The sequence below is a fragment of the Flavobacteriales bacterium genome, from assembly GCA_016779935.1.
Classification (GTDB): Bacteria; Bacteroidota; Bacteroidia; order Flavobacteriales; family UBA7312.
In genome coordinates, this window is the sequence record JADHMQ010000018.1 from 1 (window position 1) to 18575 (window position 18575).

Here is an 18575-nt window from a genome sequence, read left to right on the forward strand (position 1 = left end):
TGCGAAAGCCTCATCTGTTGGTGCAAATAATGTAAATGGACCGCCAGTATCTAATGTTTCGTTTAGTCCTGCCGCATTAATTGCTGCTTCTAAAGTATTGTGAGCATCAGAGTTAGCTACGATATCCATAATAGAAGGTAATTCAACATTAATTTGCCCAACCATGCCTTGTGCAGCATGACCCGGAACAGAACAATCATAATTGTAAGTTCCATCAATACTAAAAACGTGCGTGTAGATAACATCACCCATTCCAGTAATAACACTTGATTGAAAGCTTTCAGGATTGTTGAAGCTTTCACCTGTTTGTGAATCAATATTTGCGTTAACATCATGCATACCTCCATCATTAATCCAAGTAACTGTATCGCCAATTTCAATGGTTAATTCAGCTGGGTTGTAGAAAAACATGCCTGCATAAACTGTATGATTATCAGAAAATGCTCCCATGCAAAATGATGCAATTAGAGTTAAAGTCAATAATAATTTTTTCATAATAAATATTTGTTAGTTAAGTTATTGTTGGGTACAAATATATATACAAAATCAGTCGGTTTTTTTAAATTTGTATAAAAAAAACTCAAAACTCTTATACAAAAGTGTATATTTGCATAAGAATTTGTTGCTATAGTGCTACAAAAATTTTAAATTTGGTAATATGCCAAGAAAGAAAAAAAAGAAAATTTCAATAGAAGAAATCAAAAATAGAACGCCGAAAATCGTTTTTTATACTGATAAAATGCGTATAAATTTAAAGACGATGAGTAGTCTTGATTTTTGGTTCGAAAAATTTCCTAATGGTAAATACATAATCAATGACCAAATATAGTATAGACCAGTTTTCTCAGATTACTGGCATAACAAAATTTGTTCTAAGAACCTGGGAAAATAGATATGGCTTTTTAAAAGCCGAGAGAACCGATACTAAAATTCGGTATTATACTGATGACCTATTGGTACGTGCTCTTAATAGTAATTATTTAATTGAAAACGGCTACAAGATTTCTACTATCTCAAAAATGACTCATGATGAAATTTGTGAGAAAGTTGATGAGATTAAAAACCAATCAAACGACAGCTCCAAAGCATCATATTATATAGCCAAGCTGATTCAATCAGCTCTTGACTTTGATTCTAAACTCTTTCACTTAACCTATGAAAGTGGTGCTAGGGAGCTTGGCGTTCTCGAGTTTTACAAGAATGTATTATTAGTAGCCTTTTCTAAAATTGGAATCTTTTGGTTAACCAATCGAATAGCTCCTTCACAGGAACATTTCCTTTCGGAATTAGTAAAGCAGAAGATTTGTGCTGCTGCTGATTTAGCCTCTCTAAATGTGACTGATAAAGAAAATTGGCTTCTATTTCTTCCTGAAAATGAATTTCATGAGATTGGCTTAATCTTCGCTAAGTTTTTATTAATCAATAATAGTTTTGATGTTATTTATTTAGGTTCAAATGTTCCATTTGGCTCCTTGGCTCATGTTTCTGAGAAGAAAAAAATTGATAATGTTTTATTCTTTTCAGTATCTAATACATCAAAAAGTAATTTAGATTTCACTATTAATTATTTAAACAAAACATTCCCAAAATCAAAACATTATCTTGTTGTTAATGGTCTTGATATTGATTTCCTAACAAAAGATCACGATATCAATTTGATTGATAATTTGGATGATTTTGTTGATATAATTAGCTAATATCTGATCGGCATTTCATCAGCCTTTGAAGGAACTTTTTGTGCCTCTTTCTATCAGCTATTTTTAATTTTAACTGAATAGAATTCATTTGTATTTCAAATATACCGTCATTATTTAAGAAGCTAAACTGGTTAAATCTTGAAGCCGATATGTATTCTTCATTTCTATGTCTGAAGTAAAGAGCAAGTCCTTTTTTTCTCAATTCTATGGTGCAGTAAATTAACTCCTCATCCTTTTCAAAATTCAAATCAAATTTATTTTTTGACATTGTTATAATCTTGTATTTCGGAGAGCCATATATGTCCTTTTTAATCATCTCAAAAATAGTGTAAGACTTTCCGCTGATTTCTGCTAATTTTTCAGCAACTTTTCTTTGATTTCGACTTGTTTTAAATAGCATAATTGTATATTTGTATAACAATATAGATTTATAATTATACAAAACTAAGTGTAATTATTTAAATAGTCGAATTAATATGGCTCATTTTCAACTTATAAAGAAACAGTTTTTAAAAACAGATTTAGATACTATCTGGGATTTTGCTTCTTCGCCAAAGAATTTAAAAGAAATTACCCCTGATTATATGTTGTTCGAAATAACTTCTGAAGATTTATCTGAAAAGATGTATCCTGGAATGATTATTTCATACAAAGTATCCCCTTTATTGAATATCAAAATGAATTGGGTAACAGAAATTACACAGGTTAAGGACAAGCACTTTTTTGTTGATGAACAGCGAATGGGTCCATATTCCATGTGGCATCACCAACATTTTTTTGAGGAGCAGGATGGTGGAGTAATGATGACCGATATTGTAACCTATATACCGCCTTTTGGAATTTTAGGTGTCATTGCCAATTCTTTATTAATCAAAAGACAGCTCGAATCCATATTTGATTATCGATTTAGAGTAATGGATAAAAAATTTAACAATTAGAGCATGAAACGACCTTGGAATATTGTAAGCCCTCCGGTTTATAGTCTACTCACATTTGACCCTAATGGTAAGTTGAATATGAATATTTGCACCTATGTTTCGGCAGTAAGTATGAAGCCAAAGATGTATTCAATAGCTATTGACTACACTTCAAAGACTTATAAAAATCTTGAAAAATCGTCAAAAGTTGTTTTACAATTACTGAGTTCTGATAATTTGAAAGTAATCAGGAAGCTAGGCAAAGTAAGTGGTCGGCTATTTGATAAAGAACGCTATCTCAGTTCGTATAATCTTTTAGAAAACTGGAAGGATTATAAGGTGCTTAAAGGTATATCAGCTATTCTAGAATTAGAAAAGGATTCTGAGGTTCGTCATCATGGCGATCATGCTATTTTCTTTTTTAATGTTACTGGATTTAAAACGTTTACCGAAAATAATGTGTTATCATTTCAAGATTTAGTGAAAAACCGAATTATACTTTAATATGCATTATACGAAAGAAGATATTCAAAATACACCTCGAGTTAAACGGCTTAACCTTATCAATTCTGTAACAGGAGTAAAGCCTGCTAACTTGATTGGCACTATTTCTGAAAGTGGAAATTCTAATTTAGCTATATTCAGTTCATTAGTGCACTTAGGTAGTAATCCAGCTTTATTAGGATTCATTATGCGACCTCGTCATGAGGTAAGGAGAGATACTTTTGAGAATATTATGTATTCAAACTGCTTTACTGTTAATCAGGTTCACCCTGAATTTGTTGCAAATGCTCACTATACATCTGCTAAGTTTGAAAAAGAGGAGTCAGAGTTTGAAAAGTGCCATTTAACCGAAGAATATGTAAATGATTTTCCAGCTCCATTTGTCAAAGAAAGCAGACTTAAAATGGGTATGAAATTTGAAGAGTCAATTCCTATAGAAATTAATAATTGTATAATGATAGTGGGTTCTATTCAACATCTAATTGTAGATGATAATGCCGTTGACGATAATGGACAAATTGACTTACAAGGCTTGAAAAGCGTTGGGATAGGGGGCTTAAATAGATATTATAATTTAGAAAGTATAGATAAATTCCCCTATGCTAGAGTTAATGAATTACCTGATTTTTTTAATAGTTAAATAGATATAAGCAATACTTTTGTTGATCGTATTTTCAACCTAAACAAACGACTAATGACTAGAATCATTTTTTCAACAATATTCATCCTATTTTTACTTTCATTAGATGCTTATATATGGTCAGCATTCAAACAAAGTTTTCTAACACGTCCATACCTTAAGTATATTTTTGGAGGGATAACTCTTATAACCATTGCTCTTATTTATTACCCTGCTATTAATACTAATATGACCCTATATCCTGGTTATATGGTTGTCATTTTTGGATTCATGTTTTCAATAATTGTGGCGAAGCTTTTCATGCTTTTTCCATTGTTGATTGACGATATTATTAGGTTTTTCAAATACATCTATAAGGCAATATTTGTAAGCAAAAGTTTGTCGTTAGGTGGAAATACGATAAGTCGATTAGACTTTTTAAAGAATACAGCTTTAGGTCTTGGTGCAATTTCATTTTCGGTTTTTACTTATGGAATTATAATAGGTCGATTTGATTTCAAAAAGCACTTTGTAAGCTTAAAATTAAAGAATTATCCCAAAGGAGCAAAGCCATTGAAAATCGTTCAAATTTCAGATTTGCACCTAGGTAGTTTTCAACGAAAAGATAAATTGAGAGAGGCAGTTGAACTTATAAATGAGGAAGAAGTAGATTTAATTTTCTTCACTGGAGATTTAGTAAATAATTATGCCTCTGAAGCCAAGCCTTTTGTTGAAATCCTCAAGGAATTAAAAGCCAAACACGGGAAATTTGCCGTGCTAGGAAATCACGATTATGCCGACTATATTGGTTTAGACATATCTACTACGGAAGGGCGTGAGCAATGGCGTGATAATCTTAACGAAATAAAGGGATATTTCAATGCAGCAGACTTTGATTTGATGTTGAATGAGAACAGAATTCTTGAGGTCAATGGAGTTGAGATTAATATTGTTGGTGTTGAAAATTGGGGAGATGGTCGATTTTCAAAGTATGGCGATTTAGAAAAAGCCATGCAGACTACAAAAGAAGGTATTCCTACCTTGCTATTATCTCACGATCCAACCCACTGGGAAAACAAAGTCTTGCCTTTCATGAAGCATATTGACTTGCAATTAGCAGGGCATACTCACGGAATGCAATTTGGCATTGAGTTTGCAGGAATTAAATGGAGTCCTTCAAAATGGAAATACAAATTTTGGGCAGGACTTTATCAGCATGACAACCAATACCTTTATGTAAATAGAGGTATAGGACATTTAGGCTATCCCGGCAGAGTGGGGATTTTGCCAGAAATAACAGTTTTAGATATTCAATCCACTTAACTAACAAATTATGAGAGCCTTTTTATTAATCCTTTTAACATTTACTGCTTATCTAGTTGAAGCGCAGGATATTCGTGTCTACGGAAGCGTTAACAATTCCTTAAATAATGAGCCTATACCATTTGCTAATGTCATTATAGATGGCACAACTATTGGAGCTACTACAGATTTTGATGGTAATTTTGAAATAGAAGGTATTGCTCCCGGATTATATAATTTTAAGTGTAGTTATATAGGTTTTAATCCTTCTATAAAGACTGAAATTCAGCTGACGCCAAATAAGAACTTGAGGCTAAATTTTGAGATGACTGAAAATGCTCAAATTATTGAGGAAGTACAAGTAACAGCGAATACCTTTAACAAGACAGAGGAAAGTCCAACAAGTTTACGGACAATTAATGCTTCAGAAATATACAGAAGTCCTGGAGGAAATAGAGATATCTCAAAAGTGATAGCAAATTTGCCAGGCGTTTCAAGCACCCCTTCATTTAGAAATGACATTGTGATTAGAGGAGGAGCACCTAACGAAAACCGATTTTTCTTAGACGGTGTGGAAATTCCAAACATCAATCATTTTGCTACACAAGGTTCATCAGGAGGTCCAGTAGGAATTATAAATGTCAATTTTATACGTGAAGTTGATTTTTATTCTGGTGCATTTCCAGCCAACAGAGGAAATGCTTTGAGCTCAGTGATGGAACTCAAGCAAATAGAGGGGAGTTTTGAAGAATTCAGTGGATCATTTATGGTAGGCTCTAGTGATGCAGGCTTAACCATAAACACACCTTTGTCGGAGAAATCAACCATGCTATTTTCGGCAAGACGTTCTTATTTGCAATTTTTATTTCAGGCCCTGCAGCTTCCATTTTTGCCAACATACAACGATATTCAATTCAAGTATACACTCAAGCCAGATAAGAAAAACCAGTTTAATATAATTGGACTAGCCGCTATAGACGAATTTACATTAAACCCAGAAGCCAATGAAGGTATTGACGACCCTCAGCAATTGGCTCAGAATGAATACACCCTTAACAATCTGCCAGTAAATGAGCAATGGAACTACACTGTTGGTGGAACTTGGAAACGCTTTTTTGACAACTCTAATTTGTTTGTAGTATTAAGCCGAAGTCACCTTAATAATACAGCAGTTAAATATGCTGATTATGCCGATTTGACTTCTCAAAAATTAATCGATTACGAATCCCAAGAGATTGAAAACAAATCAAGAATTGAGTATAATTTCAGAGAAAGTAATATAAAATTCAATGTGGGAGTGAGTGTAGAGGATGCTACATATTTGAACTCAACCAATCGTTTATTGACTTCAGGCGATTCCATATACAATAAGCTTGTAGAGACAGATTTACATTTTATAAAATACGGTGCTTTTGCCCAATTAAGCAAAACTTATATGGTTGACCGTTTGATAACTTCAATAGGCTTTAGGATGGATGGAAATAGCTTTACAGAAAACACTACAACCCCTAATTTTTCTCCGCGCCTTTCATTAGCATATAACCTTTCAGCTAAGTCTAGTTTAAACGCCAACCTAGGTCGTTACTATCAGTTGCCAGCCTATACCATTTTAGGCTTTGGGCTTAATAATAACTTCCTTAACCAAGATGCCGAATATATTCGTTGTGACCATGCTGTTTTAGGATTAGAATATAACCCATCAAATTACAGCAAAATCACATTAGAAACCTTCTATAAACAATATGACAATTATCCATTTTCAATAATTGATAGCATATCATTAGCAAATTTAGGCGGTGATTTTGGCGTAATTGGAAACGAGGATATTTCGTCAATTTCACAAGGCAGAAGCTATGGATTAGAATTTTTGGCTCAGCAAAAATTAAGCTCTTCAGTATATGGAATTATGTCTGTTACATACTATAGAAGTGAGTTTGAAAATAAAGATAAAGAGCTTATTCCATCAGCTTGGGACAACCGTTTCATATTTAATATGACTGCCGGTAAAAAATTCAAAAGAGACATAGAATTAGGCCTTAAGTTTCGATATACAGGCGGGGCTCCATACACGCCTATTGATTATGCTACATCCAGCAATATGGACATCTGGAATATTAATCAAAGAGGCGTATTGAATTATGACGATTTAAATACTCAGCGACTGAAAAATGTTCATGGTGTAGATTTACGCTTGGATAAAAAATGGTACTTCAAAAAGTGGAGTTTAAACGCTTATCTAGATGTAGAAAATCTTTACAACTTTAAAATACAATTACCATCAGAGGTAGGGATTGACCCTGAGATTGGGGAAGAAATCTATAGTTCCCAAAACGCTCAACAGTATTCCTTGTATGAAATTGTTAATGAATCCGGAACAGTATTACCAAGTATTGGATTATTAATTGAATTCTAAATGAAAGAGAAAGTTTTAATAACAGGAGCAAACGGTAGCCTTGCAAGAAGAGTAAAAGAAAATTTACTCTCTAAAGGCTATGAAGTTGTTACTCTTACTTCAACTAGAAAAAGTGCCGATAATAAATCCGTATTTTATTGGAATGTGTCATCTGGTGATATACAACAACAAGCTCTTGAAAATTGTCAACACATCATCCACCTTTCTGGATTTGGAATTATTAAGCCATGGACGGAAACCAATAAACAGTTGATGTATGACAGTCGCATTACAGCAGCTAAGCTGTTATTTGAAAAATGTAATGAATATGGAGTAACACCCAAAACCTTCATTAGTGCATCGGCTATGGGGTATTATGGGCATTCTGTAAATCATTTGTGTAAAGAGACTGATTCGCCTTCAAAAGGCTGGCTTTCCGATATGTGTGTGGACTGGGAAAATGCCGCTGAAGAATTTAAAAAACTAGCTAGTCGAGTAGTCCAAATGCGAATATCATTATTATTGTCAAAAGATACAGGCTTCTTACAGCCAACAGCTTTGTCTATGCGATTAGGTGTTGGCGTTGTTTTTGGAAAAGGCACACAGCCCTTTGAATGGATACATATTGACGATGCCGCAAGATTTGTAGAGTATTCAATAGAAAACAAGCATGTCAGTGGACCATATAATATGGCTTCGCCTCAAAAGTTTTCTCAATATGAGTTTATGAAATACTTGAGAAGTAAAATTGCTAAGTATTCATTACTACTAAAATTGCCAAAATGGGTCTTGTCTATTATTTTTGGCGAAAGAAACGTTATTCTGATAGGCGGTTGCGGTTTATCGTCAGACAAATTAGTAGCTTCTAAATTTTCGCTAACATATCCAACCTTGGAAAGTGTAATTGAGAAAGAATTTAAAAGAAAATGAAATATAATGTAAGCCTATTTTGGTTCAGAAGAGATTTGAGATTACATGACAATCATGGCTTTTACAATGCTTTGAAAGAGTCTAAATCTGTTGTGCCAATTTTCATTTTTGACACTTCTATATTGTCAGAGTTAGAGGAAGAAGATAGACGAATAAGCCTTCTCTTTGATAGATTAAATGAACTCAATAAAGAACTTTCTGAGTATGGTAAGAAAATTCATATACTATTCGGAAAACCTTCAGAAGTAATAGATGATTTATATTCTAATACCCCTTTTGAGGCCTGTTACACCAATACAGATTATGAGCCATATGCTACTGAAAGAGATGGGTTAATTCATAATTCTTTAAAATCAAAAGGCGTAGATTTTCACAGCTTTAAAGACCAAGTTATTTTTGAAAAAAGTGAAATTCTGACCGACATGGGTAAGCCTTATGGGGTGTTTACGCCTTACATGAAAAAGTGGAAGTCGAAATTTAAGATTTCCATGACCCACCCTTATCCTTCACAGGATTTATTAGATAAATGTTTAGTAATAGACGATTTAAAATGTATTGTCTCCTTTGAACAGCTTGGTTTTGAATACAGTCCCTACATATTACACAAGCCTAATTTAGATTACCGTACGCTAATTGATTACGACACGGCAAGAGATATTCCGGATTTAGAAGGAACAAGTAACACCTCTGTTCATTTACGCTTTGGATTTGTAAGCGTCAGAGAGATTGCCAGTATTGCCTTTCAATATTCAGAGCCTTTATTAAATGAGCTAATTTGGCGTTCCTTTTTTGCTCAGGTATTGTGGCATAATCCGCAAGTTGTTACTTCCTGCTATAAAGAAAAATATAACCGTCTGAAATGGAACGATACTACCTTATTTAGAAAATGGAAATATGGTCTAACGGGTTTTCCTATTGTAGATGCCGGAATGCGTCAGTTATTTAACACGGGCTATATGCATAACAGAGTGCGCATGATAGCAGCCTCATTTTTAGTCAAGAATTTAGGCATAGATTGGCGATTGGGTGAGGCTTATTTTGCTTCAAAACTTATGGACTTTGACCTAGCATCTAATAATGGTAATTGGCAGTGGGTTGCTGGAACAGGTTGTGATGCATCACCCTATTTTCGTGTCTTTAACCCTGACACTCAACTGCAAAAGTTTGACCCCAAACTTAAGTATTGTAGAAAATGGATAAAAGAATTAAAAGAAAATGGAAATTATCCTGTGAAGCGTATTGCTGATGTAAAAGCTTCTAGACTAGAATCCATAGCCAGATACAAGGCATGTCAGTAAGTTCAAAACAAGTAAGTGTAATTGGTGCAGGAGTAGGGGGAATGGCTATTGCTATTCGTCTAGCTGTAAAAGGCTATAAGGTTTCTGTTTATGAATCAAACCCCTATGTCGGAGGAAAGCTTTCTCAGATAGAATCTGGTGACTTTCGTTTTGACGCTGGTCCCTCATTATTTACAATGCCTGAACTTGTAGATGAGCTTTTTCAACTTGCCAATAAAAATCCCAGAGATTTTTTTAATTATCAAAAACTAGATGAAAGTTGCCGATATTTTTACGAAGATGGCACACATTTAATTGGTTACACAGACCCCGAAAAGTTTGCCCAAGAATCTGCCAAGAAAACAGGAGTAAACGCATCGGCTGTACTTAATCATTTAAAAAAGAGTCAATTTATATACGATTCAACCGCTTTTTTATTCTTGCAAAAATCGTTACATCGCTTTAAAACCTACTTGTCTTTTGAGGTTATCAAGTCATTTTTAAAGTTACCATTTTTAGGTGTTTTTGGCAGTATGCATTCGGCTAACCGCGATGCACTCTCAAATGATAAAATGGTTCAGTTATTTGACCGCTATGCTACCTACAACGGTTCTAATCCGTATATAGCACCAGCGATACTTAATATCATTCCTCATTTAGAATTTAATAAAGGTGCTTTTTTTCCCAATAAAGGAATGTATTCCATATCCTTAGCACTTCACGATTTAGCGGTGTCTTTAGGCGTTCAGTTTAAGCTTAATTCTAAGGTCGATGAAATTATTTTGGACGACAAAAAGGTAAAGGGGCTTAGGGTCAATGAAGAAGTTATTTTTTCAGATTATGTTATAAGTAATTTAGACATCTTTTTTACTTACAAAAACTTATTGAAAAATAGCTTTGCCTCTAAAATGATTGCTAAACAAGAAAGGTCTACTTCAGCATTAATATTTTATTGGGGTATAAATGCTAGTTTCCCCTCTTTAGACTTACACAATATATTTTTCTCAGCCGATTATAAGAGTGAGTTTGACGCCTTAAAAAGTGGCAAATCTATTTATAACGACCCTACCGTTTATGTTAATATTACCTCAAAGAAAAAGAGTTCGGATGCTCCTGAAAATTGTGAAAACTGGTTTGTAATGATTAATGTGCCGTCTAATGAAAATCAAGATTGGGACAGCTTAATTATTCAAGCAAAAGCCTCAATTATCAAAAAATTAAATCGTCAGTTAAAGACTAATGTAGAGCCTTTAATTTTAAATGAGAAAATACTAGATCCTCGAAAAATTGAATCAAAAACAGGCTCTTATAAAGGTTCATTATATGGAACGGCCTCTAACAAAAAAATGGCGGCGTTTTTTCGTCACCCCAATTTTTCTACCGATATTAGGGGACTGTATTTCTGTGGAGGCAGTGTTCATCCAGGTGGAGGAATTCCTTTAGCACTCTCTTCTGCAAAAATAGTAGACGATTTTTTTAGCACTTAACCGAATGAATTATTCTAAAGTCAATATTAGTATTGTTGTCCTATTCATCTTCCATACAGTTGGTGTAATAGGCTTGTCTTCAGCTTATCAAGATTTATTTTTAACGCTTACCCCTCTAAATCTTTTGCTTTCTCTTGGGTTATTTATTTGGGCAAATAATGACTTTTCTATCCAATTTTATAAAGTTATATCTATCCTATTTGCATTAGGATTTTTGGTTGAGGTATTAGGAGTAAATACAGGCGTTTTATTTGGAGAATATACCTATGGAGCAACTCTTGGCTTTAAGCTTTTAAATACGCCATTAATGATTGGTGTGAATTGGATATTGTTGTCACTATCTACGTTTGCAGTATGCAGTTACTTTCTTAAAAAACAGTTGCCAATCATATTACTATCCTCTTTGTTGATGGTGCTTATGGATGTTTTGATTGAGCCAATAGCGATAACTTTGGATTTTTGGACTTGGACAGCAGGTGATATACCACTGCAAAATTATGTTATGTGGTTTTTTATTTCTTTAATTATGAACTCAATCATAAGTTATAATCGTCTTAAGCTAGATTATAGAGTCTCTTTCGGATTGTTGTTGTCACAAATTTTATTTTTCACCTTACTATCTTTGAGTTTGTAAAATGGAATTTCTAGAGCATAAATTTTTCTATTTTATTTTATTGACGTTTACTATTTCCTATCCACTGGCACAGAGTTTTGAAAGGCGACTGCAATTTCACACCAAGTGGCGTCAAATTATACTATCCTCATTGGTGATGATGCTTCTTTTTATTCCTTGGGATATTTGGTTTACAAGAGAAAATGTTTGGGCGTTTAGTAAAGATTATACAATAGGGTTCAATATATTTTCATTACCTATTGAGGAATGGTTATTCTTCTTAGTTGTGCCATTTTCATGTGTGTTTATTTTTGAGGTGTTAAATTATTTTTTCAGAAAAGATTTAGACTCAAAACCCTATCAATTTATCTCCATTTTATTGGCAATAGCTTTGTTAGTATTTAGCGTAATCTATTCCGATAGGCTGTATACCTTAGTATGTTTTACCTTAACTTCACTTGCCTTATTTATACTAGCTATTCATAATCCAAAATGGATTGGATTGTTTTTCAGAGCCTTTCTAGTATCTTTTATTCCATTTATCTTAATCAATGGGTTTTTGACGGGAAGTTTTACTGACCTTCCAGTTGTAAGTTATAACCCTTCTGAAATAATAGGAATTCGCCTGTTAAATATCCCCATTGAAGACAGCATGTACTGTTTGTTAATGCTTTTGATTGTAATAGCCTTTTATAATAAGTCGTAGTTTTCGGATAAAAAGGGTCATTTTCACTTATTTATTTTTTTTAGACGCCTAGTTAGTGTTAATTTTACACTTTTTATATTATATTTGTCAAAAATACAACGGTTATCAAACGATTAGCTATAATAACATCTGGTGGAGATTCACCTGGAATGAACGCTGCAATACGTAGTGTAGTTCGTTCATCTATCTATTATAATGTTGAATGCTTTGGTTTTTTCAGGGGTTTTCAAGGCATTATAGAAAATGAATACAAAAAACTAGAGATGCGTTCAGTTAGCAAGATTTTAGGTCTTGGTGGTACAAAGTTGAAAACTGCACGTTCAATGGATTTTCACAACGCAAAGATTCGTGAGAAAGCGTATCAAAATTTAAAGGATTTAGAGATTGACGCATTAGTAGTCATTGGAGGAAATGGTTCACTTACTGGAGCTAATGTATTTTCTCAGCAATTCGACTTTCCATGTGTAGGTATTCCTGCATCAATAGATAACGATATTTATGGAACTGACAACTCAATAGGATTTCATACTGCTCTTCAAACCATTGTTGAGACGATTGATAAAATAAGAGACACCGCACGTTCCCATAACCGATTATTTTTTGTTGAAGTAATGGGTCGTGACAACGGTAATTTGGCTCTTCATTCAAGTTTAGCCACTGGGGCATGCTATGTTATAATTCCTGAGAAGGAATTTCAAATATCAGATTTGGCAGATAGGCTAAAAGAAGGTAAGCAATTAAAAAAGACATCCAGTATTGTAATCGTTGCAGAAGGAAATACCTACGGGCCTTCCTACAAAATTGCCAATGACCTTATTAAGGTTTATTCAGACTACGAAACTAAGGTGAGTATACTTGGACACCTACAAAGAGGAGGTTCTCCAAATGCTGAAGATAGAATTATTGCTAGTAGATTAGGATTGGCTGCAGTGAAAACACTGATAGAGTCAAAGTCAAACCATATGGTAGGATTAATTAAAGATGAAGTAGTTCTTACGCCGATGCAAAAAGTGGTAGAGAACAATAATAGTATTAACGAAGATTTATACATATTAAACGAAATTATATCTAGATAAAATGACAAAAATTAAAGTTGCAATAAACGGATTTGGAAGAATAGGAAGAAGCTTTTTTAGACAGTCTCTTCAATCCAACGACATTGAGATAGTTGCTATTAATGACTTAACGGATGTTAAAACATTAGCACACTTATTAAAATACGATTCTACACATGGTGTATTACCTAACTTTATAAGTTGTTCAGGCGATTCTATTCTAGTAGACTCTGCTGAAATACCAGTATATTCTTGTCCTAACCCACAAGAACTACCATGGAAAGAAGTAGGGGTAGACGTAGTATTAGAATGTACTGGTCGTTTTCTAAAAAATGAGCAAGCTTTACAACACGTAATAGCTGGAGCAAAAAAAGTAATTGTATCTGCACCATCGCCTGACGCAAAGACGGTAGTTTTAGGTGTTAATGATGAAATTATTACTGAGGATGACTTTGTGTTTTCAAACGCATCATGTACTACTAACTGCCTAGCACCTTTAGCTAAAGTTATCAATGATAATTTTGGTATTAAGTCTGGTTATATCACTACAACGCATGCATTTACTGCAGACCAGAGTTTACAGGATATGCCTCACAAAGACTTAAGAAGAGCACGTTCAGCAATGAATTCTATTATACCTACAAAAACAGGTGCTGCATCAGCCGTAGGTAAAGTATTGCCACAATTAAATGGTAAGTTAGACGGTATAGCTTTAAGAGTGCCTGTTGCTTGTGGCTCAATCACTGATTTTGTGTGTGTTGTAGATAAAGAAACAACAAGAGATGAGGTAAACAAAGTATTACAAGATGCTGCTGAAGGACCAATGAAAGGTATTCTAGCATTGAGCTCGGACCCATTAGTGTCGATTGATATTGTTGGCAGAAAAGAGTCTTCAATTGTTGATACTGAATTGACTAAAGTGGATGGAAACCTTGTGAAGTTAGTTTCATGGTACGACAATGAGTCAGGATATTCAGCACGTCTAATTGACTTGTGCTCTAGAGTATTGCGCGAAACTTTAAATAAAGATTTAGACTAATGAGTAAAATAGTAGTTATAGCCCACGATAATTTCAAAGCCGATTTACTACATTTTCTAAAAGAGAAAAAATCGTGGTTTTTTGGCAGAGAAATTGTAGCTACTGGCAGAACTGCTACATTCTTGGAGGAAGGTGAATTAAACCTACCTCTAACACACGTTAGAAAAGGGGCAGAAGGCGGATACCTTCAAATAATTGATATGATTAAGCAAGGAGAAGTAGAGATCGTATTTTTCTTTAGAGACGCTACCATTCTTCAACCATATCATCAAGACATAACCTCTTTATTGGATAATTGCGATTTGAATAACATTCCAGTAGGAACTAATCTTGCCGCTGCAGGGCTTCTAATTATTGGTAAAATCCGAATGGAGGCATCGCAAAGTATGCAGTCTAAAATCGAAAGTAAATAATGAGAGTTAGTTTATAATTCACTTTAAACAAATATAATGAAAGTAATAGGGGTAGATATAGGAGGAACGAATACTGAACTCGGTATTGTTGACTCTAGAGACGGTATTGTAAAACTAAGTAAGTTTAAAACGAAAGGAAATGAGTCCTTTAAGGCATATATAGATTTACTAACGGAGAATATTCGTTTGCTTAGTTTAGAGCAAGACATTCAATCTATAGGTATTGGTGCCCCAAACTATAACTCTAAAACCGAAACTTTTTGTCCTGTTAATTTTCCATGGGATGATTTGGAGCCGTTCAACCTCATGAAACACATAGAGGCGGCATTAAATATTCCTACTTTTATGGTGAATGACGCTAATGCATCTGCTTTAGCAGAAAACCGTTATGGTGCAGGCAAAAAATACACGGACTTTGCTCTCATTACTATTGGTACTGGACTTGGTGGTGGTATCATTATAAATAATCAGTTGTTTGATGGTGCTTTTGGGTACTCTGGTGAGTTTGGACACACAAAAATAGAAGGTCTTGATAGACAGTGTAATTGTGGTGGTATAGGATGTTTAGAAACTATAGTTTCTGCTAATGGTATCAAAAAATCATATGCTGTAAATATGAAAGAAATCAAGAGTAGTGAGCCAACACATATTCCATCTATTAAAATGATTTTCGATAAAGCCAAAGCAGGCGATGAAAGATGTGAAGCGATTTTACAATTTACATTTCAGAAGCTGGGGCAAAAAATGGCTGACTTTATTCATATACTCAACCCTCAGGCTGTTATCTTTTGCGGAAACATTTCCAAGTCATTAAATGCGTATATGGATGTTATTAAAACCTCTTGCGAAGAGCAATTATTATTTGATTTTAAAGATCAAGTATATTACGGCATATCTGATTTATTAGAAGATAAAATGAATGTATTAGGACCTGCATCTTTAGCCTTTTCTAAAGCAGAAAGCTTAGTAAGCTAAAACAATTACTGTTGATTAAACTTGTATAGTTCCGCTGGTTTGTGCGAAACGCCCTTTTGTTTTTCGTTTGTTTTTTCGACAACTCCCTTGCTCATTATCTGTTTTCTGAAATTTCTCTTATCAAGCTTTTCATTTAGAATTATCTCATACAACTCTTGAAGTTGAGATAACGTAAATTTTCTAGGAAGAAGTTCCGAAGTTACTTCATGATTAATTTCATTTCGTAAAAAGATGACCGCTTCATTCACAATTTGATTGTGGTCAAAAGCTAATTCAGGAATTTCATCAATGTTTGTCCATTTCACGTCATGAGCAAAATAAGATGCTTCAGGGTTGTAGTCTTCCATTTTTACAATAGAAGCATAAGCAATTGTAATTACTCTTTCATCAGGATGCGAACGGAAGTTTTCCAGCCACTCTTTATCTTTCTCTTGCTGAACTCGTTTAGGGTGTCCAAATGTTTTAAACTGCTTGAGGTATAACTTATTAAGTTTAGTCAGACTGAATAGCACACGAGATGCTGCAGCATCAATATCTTCTTCAAGTTCAATAAGGTCACCAGGAATAGCAAATTGAGTTCTTTTTTTGTTCTTTTTTGAAAATGGATCAACCTTTTTCTCAATAGTCAAAACCTTGAGTTTTTTCTCGATATCATCGAAACCAAAAATTACACAATCGACAGAAACATTAATTTTGGACATAAGTATTATGAGTAAATCCCATTCAAAAATATTAAAATATCGATATAATACCCTCTATTAAATGTAATTTTTACACACTACTAGTATAGATTAGTGTCAAAAGTGAATTATTTGCCTTTGTAGTGGAAGAAAATATTTGCCCAAATTATTTTTGAAAGATGAAACAAATAAGGAGTGCCTGCAAATAATATCAGTCCAACCAGTATAAATATTTCAAATAAGGATAGATTAAAATTGAGAATTTTATTGGCAACAAATACAGATACGAAAATAGCTATTCCAAGACCATATGAAACGTACATAGCTCCAAAATAAAAGCCAGGCTCTTTGCTGAATTTTAAATGACATTCTGAGCATTCATTATGAAGGTCTCCAATTTTTTTTAAGTCATAGGGATGAGAAATGAAAAATTCACCTTCATGACAATTCGGGCATTTAAACTTTAAAATACTGAATAATTTTGATCCTTTTTTTATCATTTATGACATAAAAAATATCATTCCTAAAAAGATGAGGTAAAGAGCAATAATTAAAACAGACCTAAGTCTGTTTAAAGGCTTTAACCAATAGATCAAAGTAATTGGAATGGAGAATAATACTAAAAGAATAGAAGATGATAAAATGATATCATTGGACGTTGAAGCTGTTGATTGAGTAGAAATTTCATCAACACCATTAATCAATAAGTAAACCAATACTGGTAGTCCAATACCAATACAAATGTCAAAAATATTACTGCCATAAGCATTCGAAAAAGCGTCTTTATATTTTTTGTTTTTAGCATCTTGAATAGATAAAATAGTATCAGGAATGCTTGATGCTACTGCCGCAATAAAGAAGGTTATAAAGAATAAGTTTAAATTTAGTTGTACTGATAAATGCTCGCTACTACTCACTAGGAGTTTACATGCTGTAGAAATAATAACAAGAGAAACAAGCAAAATAACTACTGCTTTGAAGGAAGTGATTTTAGTATTCCTTAAAATTAAACCGGCGACATCTACATTAAATATTTTTTGTAATAAATTTGATGAATTCTCAGTGTATTTAAGCTCTTCTTTTTGATTGTTTTCTTCTTGTTTAATATTTCGTTTTTTAAAAACAAAAACAATATATAAGCAGTACAATAAGATTAATATAATAGAAAGCATGATTGATATATCCCCTAAATAAAGTCCTACAAGCAATGTCAATTCGGTTATAATAAGAAAGAAGCCATCCTGCTCAATAATCTTTTTATCAGTGGGGAAAAGCTCTATTCCCTTTTGATAGTATATAATAAGAAAAGAAACTGTAGGTATTATTGCAATATTGAAAATAGAACTTCCGATAATTGTAGCGTAACCTGCTGAAAACCCTTGCACATCACCGATGTAAAAAAGAAAGAAAAACGATATCAGTAATTCTGGTAATGAGCTAGCTATTGCATTAACTGTTGGTCCTTTAATGCCCTCATTGAAATTTCTAGTCAAATAGGAAGACGCTATATCAAATGATGAGCTGACTTTCCAAATAAGATAAGTTGATAAACAAACTAATAGAAAAGAAATAATCATTTCGTAAAATTAAATAAAGAAATGAGATAATTTACTGAAGCACTATCTTTTTGTTGATGCTTCCGTTTAGTGTAGTGATTTCTAAGAAGTATACGCCTTTTGGTTTTGTATTCATATCTATTACCGTCTGGTGTTGTCCTTTAAAGTTAAGCAACTCTTCTTGGTAAACTTCCTCGCCAAGCATATTAACTGCCTTAATGCTCACCGTCTGTACTTCTGTTGAAGTAAAGCTTACATTAAAGATATCTCTTGATGGGTTTGGATATACATCCAATCCAGAAACTACTTCTGCTGCTACTCTCTCACCACCTAATGTGTAAGTTGTTGGCTGTGAGAATATCGTTGCCCAAGATGTACCGTTTGGACCACAAGCTCCTCTTATTCTCCAAGAA

General features: G+C 33.6%; 21 protein-coding genes. 15 read left to right on the top strand and 6 right to left on the bottom strand.

Going from position 1 to position 18575, the window contains the following annotated elements; all coding sequences use genetic code 11:
* Nucleotides 1-495 (bottom strand): fasciclin domain-containing protein (locus ISP73_07595; protein MBL6658443.1); only part of this gene is annotated, 495 nt, incomplete at its 3' end.
* 320 nt (nucleotides 496-815) lie between these two features.
* Here ISP73_07595 and ISP73_07600 point away from each other — a divergent pair.
* On the top strand, nucleotides 816-1697 hold the full coding sequence (locus tag ISP73_07600; protein ID MBL6658444.1) for a MerR family transcriptional regulator: 882 nt from the start codon (nucleotides 816-818) through the stop codon (nucleotides 1695-1697).
* Here ISP73_07600 and ISP73_07605 read toward each other — a convergent pair.
* Nucleotides 1690-2097 carry a hypothetical protein gene (locus tag ISP73_07605; protein ID MBL6658445.1) on the bottom strand — a complete coding sequence of 136 codons (408 nt, stop codon included), beginning with the start codon at nucleotides 2095-2097 and terminating at the stop codon, nucleotides 1690-1692. The genes ISP73_07600 and ISP73_07605 overlap by 8 nt on opposite strands.
* 76 nt (nucleotides 2098-2173) lie before the next feature.
* Here ISP73_07605 and ISP73_07610 point away from each other — a divergent pair, with 76 nt between their 5' ends.
* The 14 genes from ISP73_07610 to ISP73_07675 all read left to right on the top strand — a co-directional run bounded on the left by ISP73_07610 (nucleotide 2174) and on the right by ISP73_07675 (nucleotide 15926).
* Nucleotides 2174-2635, top strand: a complete 462-nt coding sequence (locus ISP73_07610) for an SRPBCC family protein (GenBank protein MBL6658446.1) — start codon at nucleotides 2174-2176, stop codon at nucleotides 2633-2635.
* A gap of 3 nt (nucleotides 2636-2638) precedes the next feature.
* Nucleotides 2639-3118, top strand: a complete 480-nt coding sequence (locus ISP73_07615) for a flavin reductase (protein MBL6658447.1) — start codon at nucleotides 2639-2641, stop codon at nucleotides 3116-3118.
* 1 nt (nucleotide 3119) lies between these two features.
* The gene (locus ISP73_07620; protein MBL6658448.1) at nucleotides 3120-3758 is read left to right on the top strand and encodes a flavin reductase; all 639 of its coding nucleotides are present in this window, start codon (nucleotides 3120-3122) and stop codon (nucleotides 3756-3758) included.
* A 54-nt stretch (nucleotides 3759-3812) separates the two neighbouring features.
* Entirely contained in the window at nucleotides 3813-5060 is a 1248-nt protein-coding gene (locus ISP73_07625; GenBank protein MBL6658449.1) for a metallophosphoesterase, read from the top strand.
* Between the two features lie 10 nt (nucleotides 5061-5070).
* Nucleotides 5071-7452, top strand: a complete 2382-nt coding sequence (locus ISP73_07630; GenBank protein MBL6658450.1) for a TonB-dependent receptor — start codon at nucleotides 5071-5073, stop codon at nucleotides 7450-7452.
* A complete protein-coding gene (locus tag ISP73_07635; protein MBL6658451.1) occupies nucleotides 7453-8361 on the top strand; it encodes a TIGR01777 family protein in 909 nt (302 codons plus the stop codon). It abuts the gene before it with no gap.
* A complete protein-coding gene (locus ISP73_07640) occupies nucleotides 8358-9659 on the top strand; it encodes a deoxyribodipyrimidine photo-lyase (GenBank protein MBL6658452.1) in 1302 nt (433 codons plus the stop codon). The genes ISP73_07635 and ISP73_07640 overlap by 4 nt, the downstream gene beginning before the upstream one ends.
* On the top strand, nucleotides 9650-11125 hold the full coding sequence (crtI, locus tag ISP73_07645; protein MBL6658453.1) for a phytoene desaturase: 1476 nt from the start codon (nucleotides 9650-9652) through the stop codon (nucleotides 11123-11125). Before ISP73_07640 ends, crtI begins: the two co-directional genes overlap by 10 nt.
* A 4-nt stretch (nucleotides 11126-11129) precedes the next feature.
* Nucleotides 11130-11759, top strand: coding sequence for a carotenoid biosynthesis protein (locus ISP73_07650; GenBank protein ID MBL6658454.1), 630 nt, complete (start codon nucleotides 11130-11132; stop codon nucleotides 11757-11759).
* Between the two features lies 1 nt (nucleotide 11760).
* Nucleotides 11761-12444: a lycopene cyclase domain-containing protein gene (locus tag ISP73_07655; protein MBL6658455.1), complete on the top strand. Its 684-nt coding sequence runs from the start codon at nucleotides 11761-11763 to the stop codon at nucleotides 12442-12444.
* Between the two features lie 149 nt (nucleotides 12445-12593).
* Nucleotides 12594-13520 (top strand): 6-phosphofructokinase, encoded by a 927-nt coding sequence (locus tag ISP73_07660; protein ID MBL6658456.1) that lies wholly within the window; start codon nucleotides 12594-12596, stop codon nucleotides 13518-13520.
* Nucleotide 13521: 1 nt separating this feature from the next.
* Nucleotides 13522-14538: a type I glyceraldehyde-3-phosphate dehydrogenase gene (gene gap, locus ISP73_07665; GenBank protein ID MBL6658457.1), complete on the top strand. Its 1017-nt coding sequence runs from the start codon at nucleotides 13522-13524 to the stop codon at nucleotides 14536-14538.
* The gene (locus ISP73_07670) at nucleotides 14538-14951 is read left to right on the top strand and encodes a methylglyoxal synthase (GenBank protein MBL6658458.1); all 414 of its coding nucleotides are present in this window, start codon (nucleotides 14538-14540) and stop codon (nucleotides 14949-14951) included. The genes gap and ISP73_07670 overlap by 1 nt, the downstream gene beginning before the upstream one ends.
* Nucleotides 14952-14987: 36 nt before the next feature.
* Nucleotides 14988-15926 (top strand): ROK family protein, encoded by a 939-nt coding sequence (locus tag ISP73_07675; GenBank protein ID MBL6658459.1) that lies wholly within the window; start codon nucleotides 14988-14990, stop codon nucleotides 15924-15926.
* A 5-nt stretch (nucleotides 15927-15931) separates the two neighbouring features.
* Here ISP73_07675 and ISP73_07680 read toward each other — a convergent pair whose 3' ends face one another.
* From ISP73_07680 to ISP73_07695, 4 genes are all read right to left on the bottom strand, one after another.
* Nucleotides 15932-16627, bottom strand: coding sequence for an NUDIX hydrolase (locus ISP73_07680; GenBank protein MBL6658460.1), 696 nt, complete (start codon nucleotides 16625-16627; stop codon nucleotides 15932-15934).
* Between the two features lie 107 nt (nucleotides 16628-16734).
* Complete coding sequence (locus ISP73_07685) at nucleotides 16735-17106, bottom strand: DUF983 domain-containing protein (GenBank protein MBL6658461.1); 372 nt, start codon at nucleotides 17104-17106, stop codon at nucleotides 16735-16737.
* Complete coding sequence (locus ISP73_07690; protein MBL6658462.1) at nucleotides 17107-18183, bottom strand: hypothetical protein; 1077 nt, start codon at nucleotides 18181-18183, stop codon at nucleotides 17107-17109.
* 31 nt (nucleotides 18184-18214) lie between these two features.
* Nucleotides 18215-18575, bottom strand: a 361-nt coding sequence (locus ISP73_07695) for a T9SS type A sorting domain-containing protein (GenBank protein ID MBL6658463.1), incomplete at its 5' end; no start/stop codon positions are given.

Coding starts and splice junctions, on each gene's coding strand:
- ISP73_07670 (MBL6658458.1), top strand. CDS start 14,538: ATGAGTAAAATAGTAGTTATAGCCCACGATAATTTCAAAGCCGATTTA.
- ISP73_07640 (MBL6658452.1), top strand. CDS start 8,358: ATGAAATATAATGTAAGCCTATTTTGGTTCAGAAGAGATTTGAGATTA.
- ISP73_07680 (MBL6658460.1), bottom strand. CDS start 16,627: ATGTCCAAAATTAATGTTTCTGTCGATTGTGTAATTTTTGGTTTCGAT.
- ISP73_07630 (MBL6658450.1), top strand. CDS start 5,071: ATGAGAGCCTTTTTATTAATCCTTTTAACATTTACTGCTTATCTAGTT.
- ISP73_07625 (MBL6658449.1), top strand. CDS start 3,813: ATGACTAGAATCATTTTTTCAACAATATTCATCCTATTTTTACTTTCA.
- ISP73_07655 (MBL6658455.1), top strand. CDS start 11,761: ATGGAATTTCTAGAGCATAAATTTTTCTATTTTATTTTATTGACGTTT.
- ISP73_07600 (MBL6658444.1), top strand. CDS start 816: ATGACCAAATATAGTATAGACCAGTTTTCTCAGATTACTGGCATAACA.
- crtI (MBL6658453.1), top strand. CDS start 9,650: ATGTCAGTAAGTTCAAAACAAGTAAGTGTAATTGGTGCAGGAGTAGGG.
- ISP73_07650 (MBL6658454.1), top strand. CDS start 11,130: ATGAATTATTCTAAAGTCAATATTAGTATTGTTGTCCTATTCATCTTC.
- ISP73_07635 (MBL6658451.1), top strand. CDS start 7,453: ATGAAAGAGAAAGTTTTAATAACAGGAGCAAACGGTAGCCTTGCAAGA.
- ISP73_07690 (MBL6658462.1), bottom strand. CDS start 18,183: ATGATTATTTCTTTTCTATTAGTTTGTTTATCAACTTATCTTATTTGG.
- ISP73_07610 (MBL6658446.1), top strand. CDS start 2,174: ATGGCTCATTTTCAACTTATAAAGAAACAGTTTTTAAAAACAGATTTA.
- ISP73_07675 (MBL6658459.1), top strand. CDS start 14,988: ATGAAAGTAATAGGGGTAGATATAGGAGGAACGAATACTGAACTCGGT.
- ISP73_07605 (MBL6658445.1), bottom strand. CDS start 2,097: ATGCTATTTAAAACAAGTCGAAATCAAAGAAAAGTTGCTGAAAAATTA.
- ISP73_07615 (MBL6658447.1), top strand. CDS start 2,639: ATGAAACGACCTTGGAATATTGTAAGCCCTCCGGTTTATAGTCTACTC.
- ISP73_07660 (MBL6658456.1), top strand. CDS start 12,594: ATGAACGCTGCAATACGTAGTGTAGTTCGTTCATCTATCTATTATAAT.
- ISP73_07620 (MBL6658448.1), top strand. CDS start 3,120: ATGCATTATACGAAAGAAGATATTCAAAATACACCTCGAGTTAAACGG.
- ISP73_07685 (MBL6658461.1), bottom strand. CDS start 17,106: ATGATAAAAAAAGGATCAAAATTATTCAGTATTTTAAAGTTTAAATGC.
- gap (MBL6658457.1), top strand. CDS start 13,522: ATGACAAAAATTAAAGTTGCAATAAACGGATTTGGAAGAATAGGAAGA.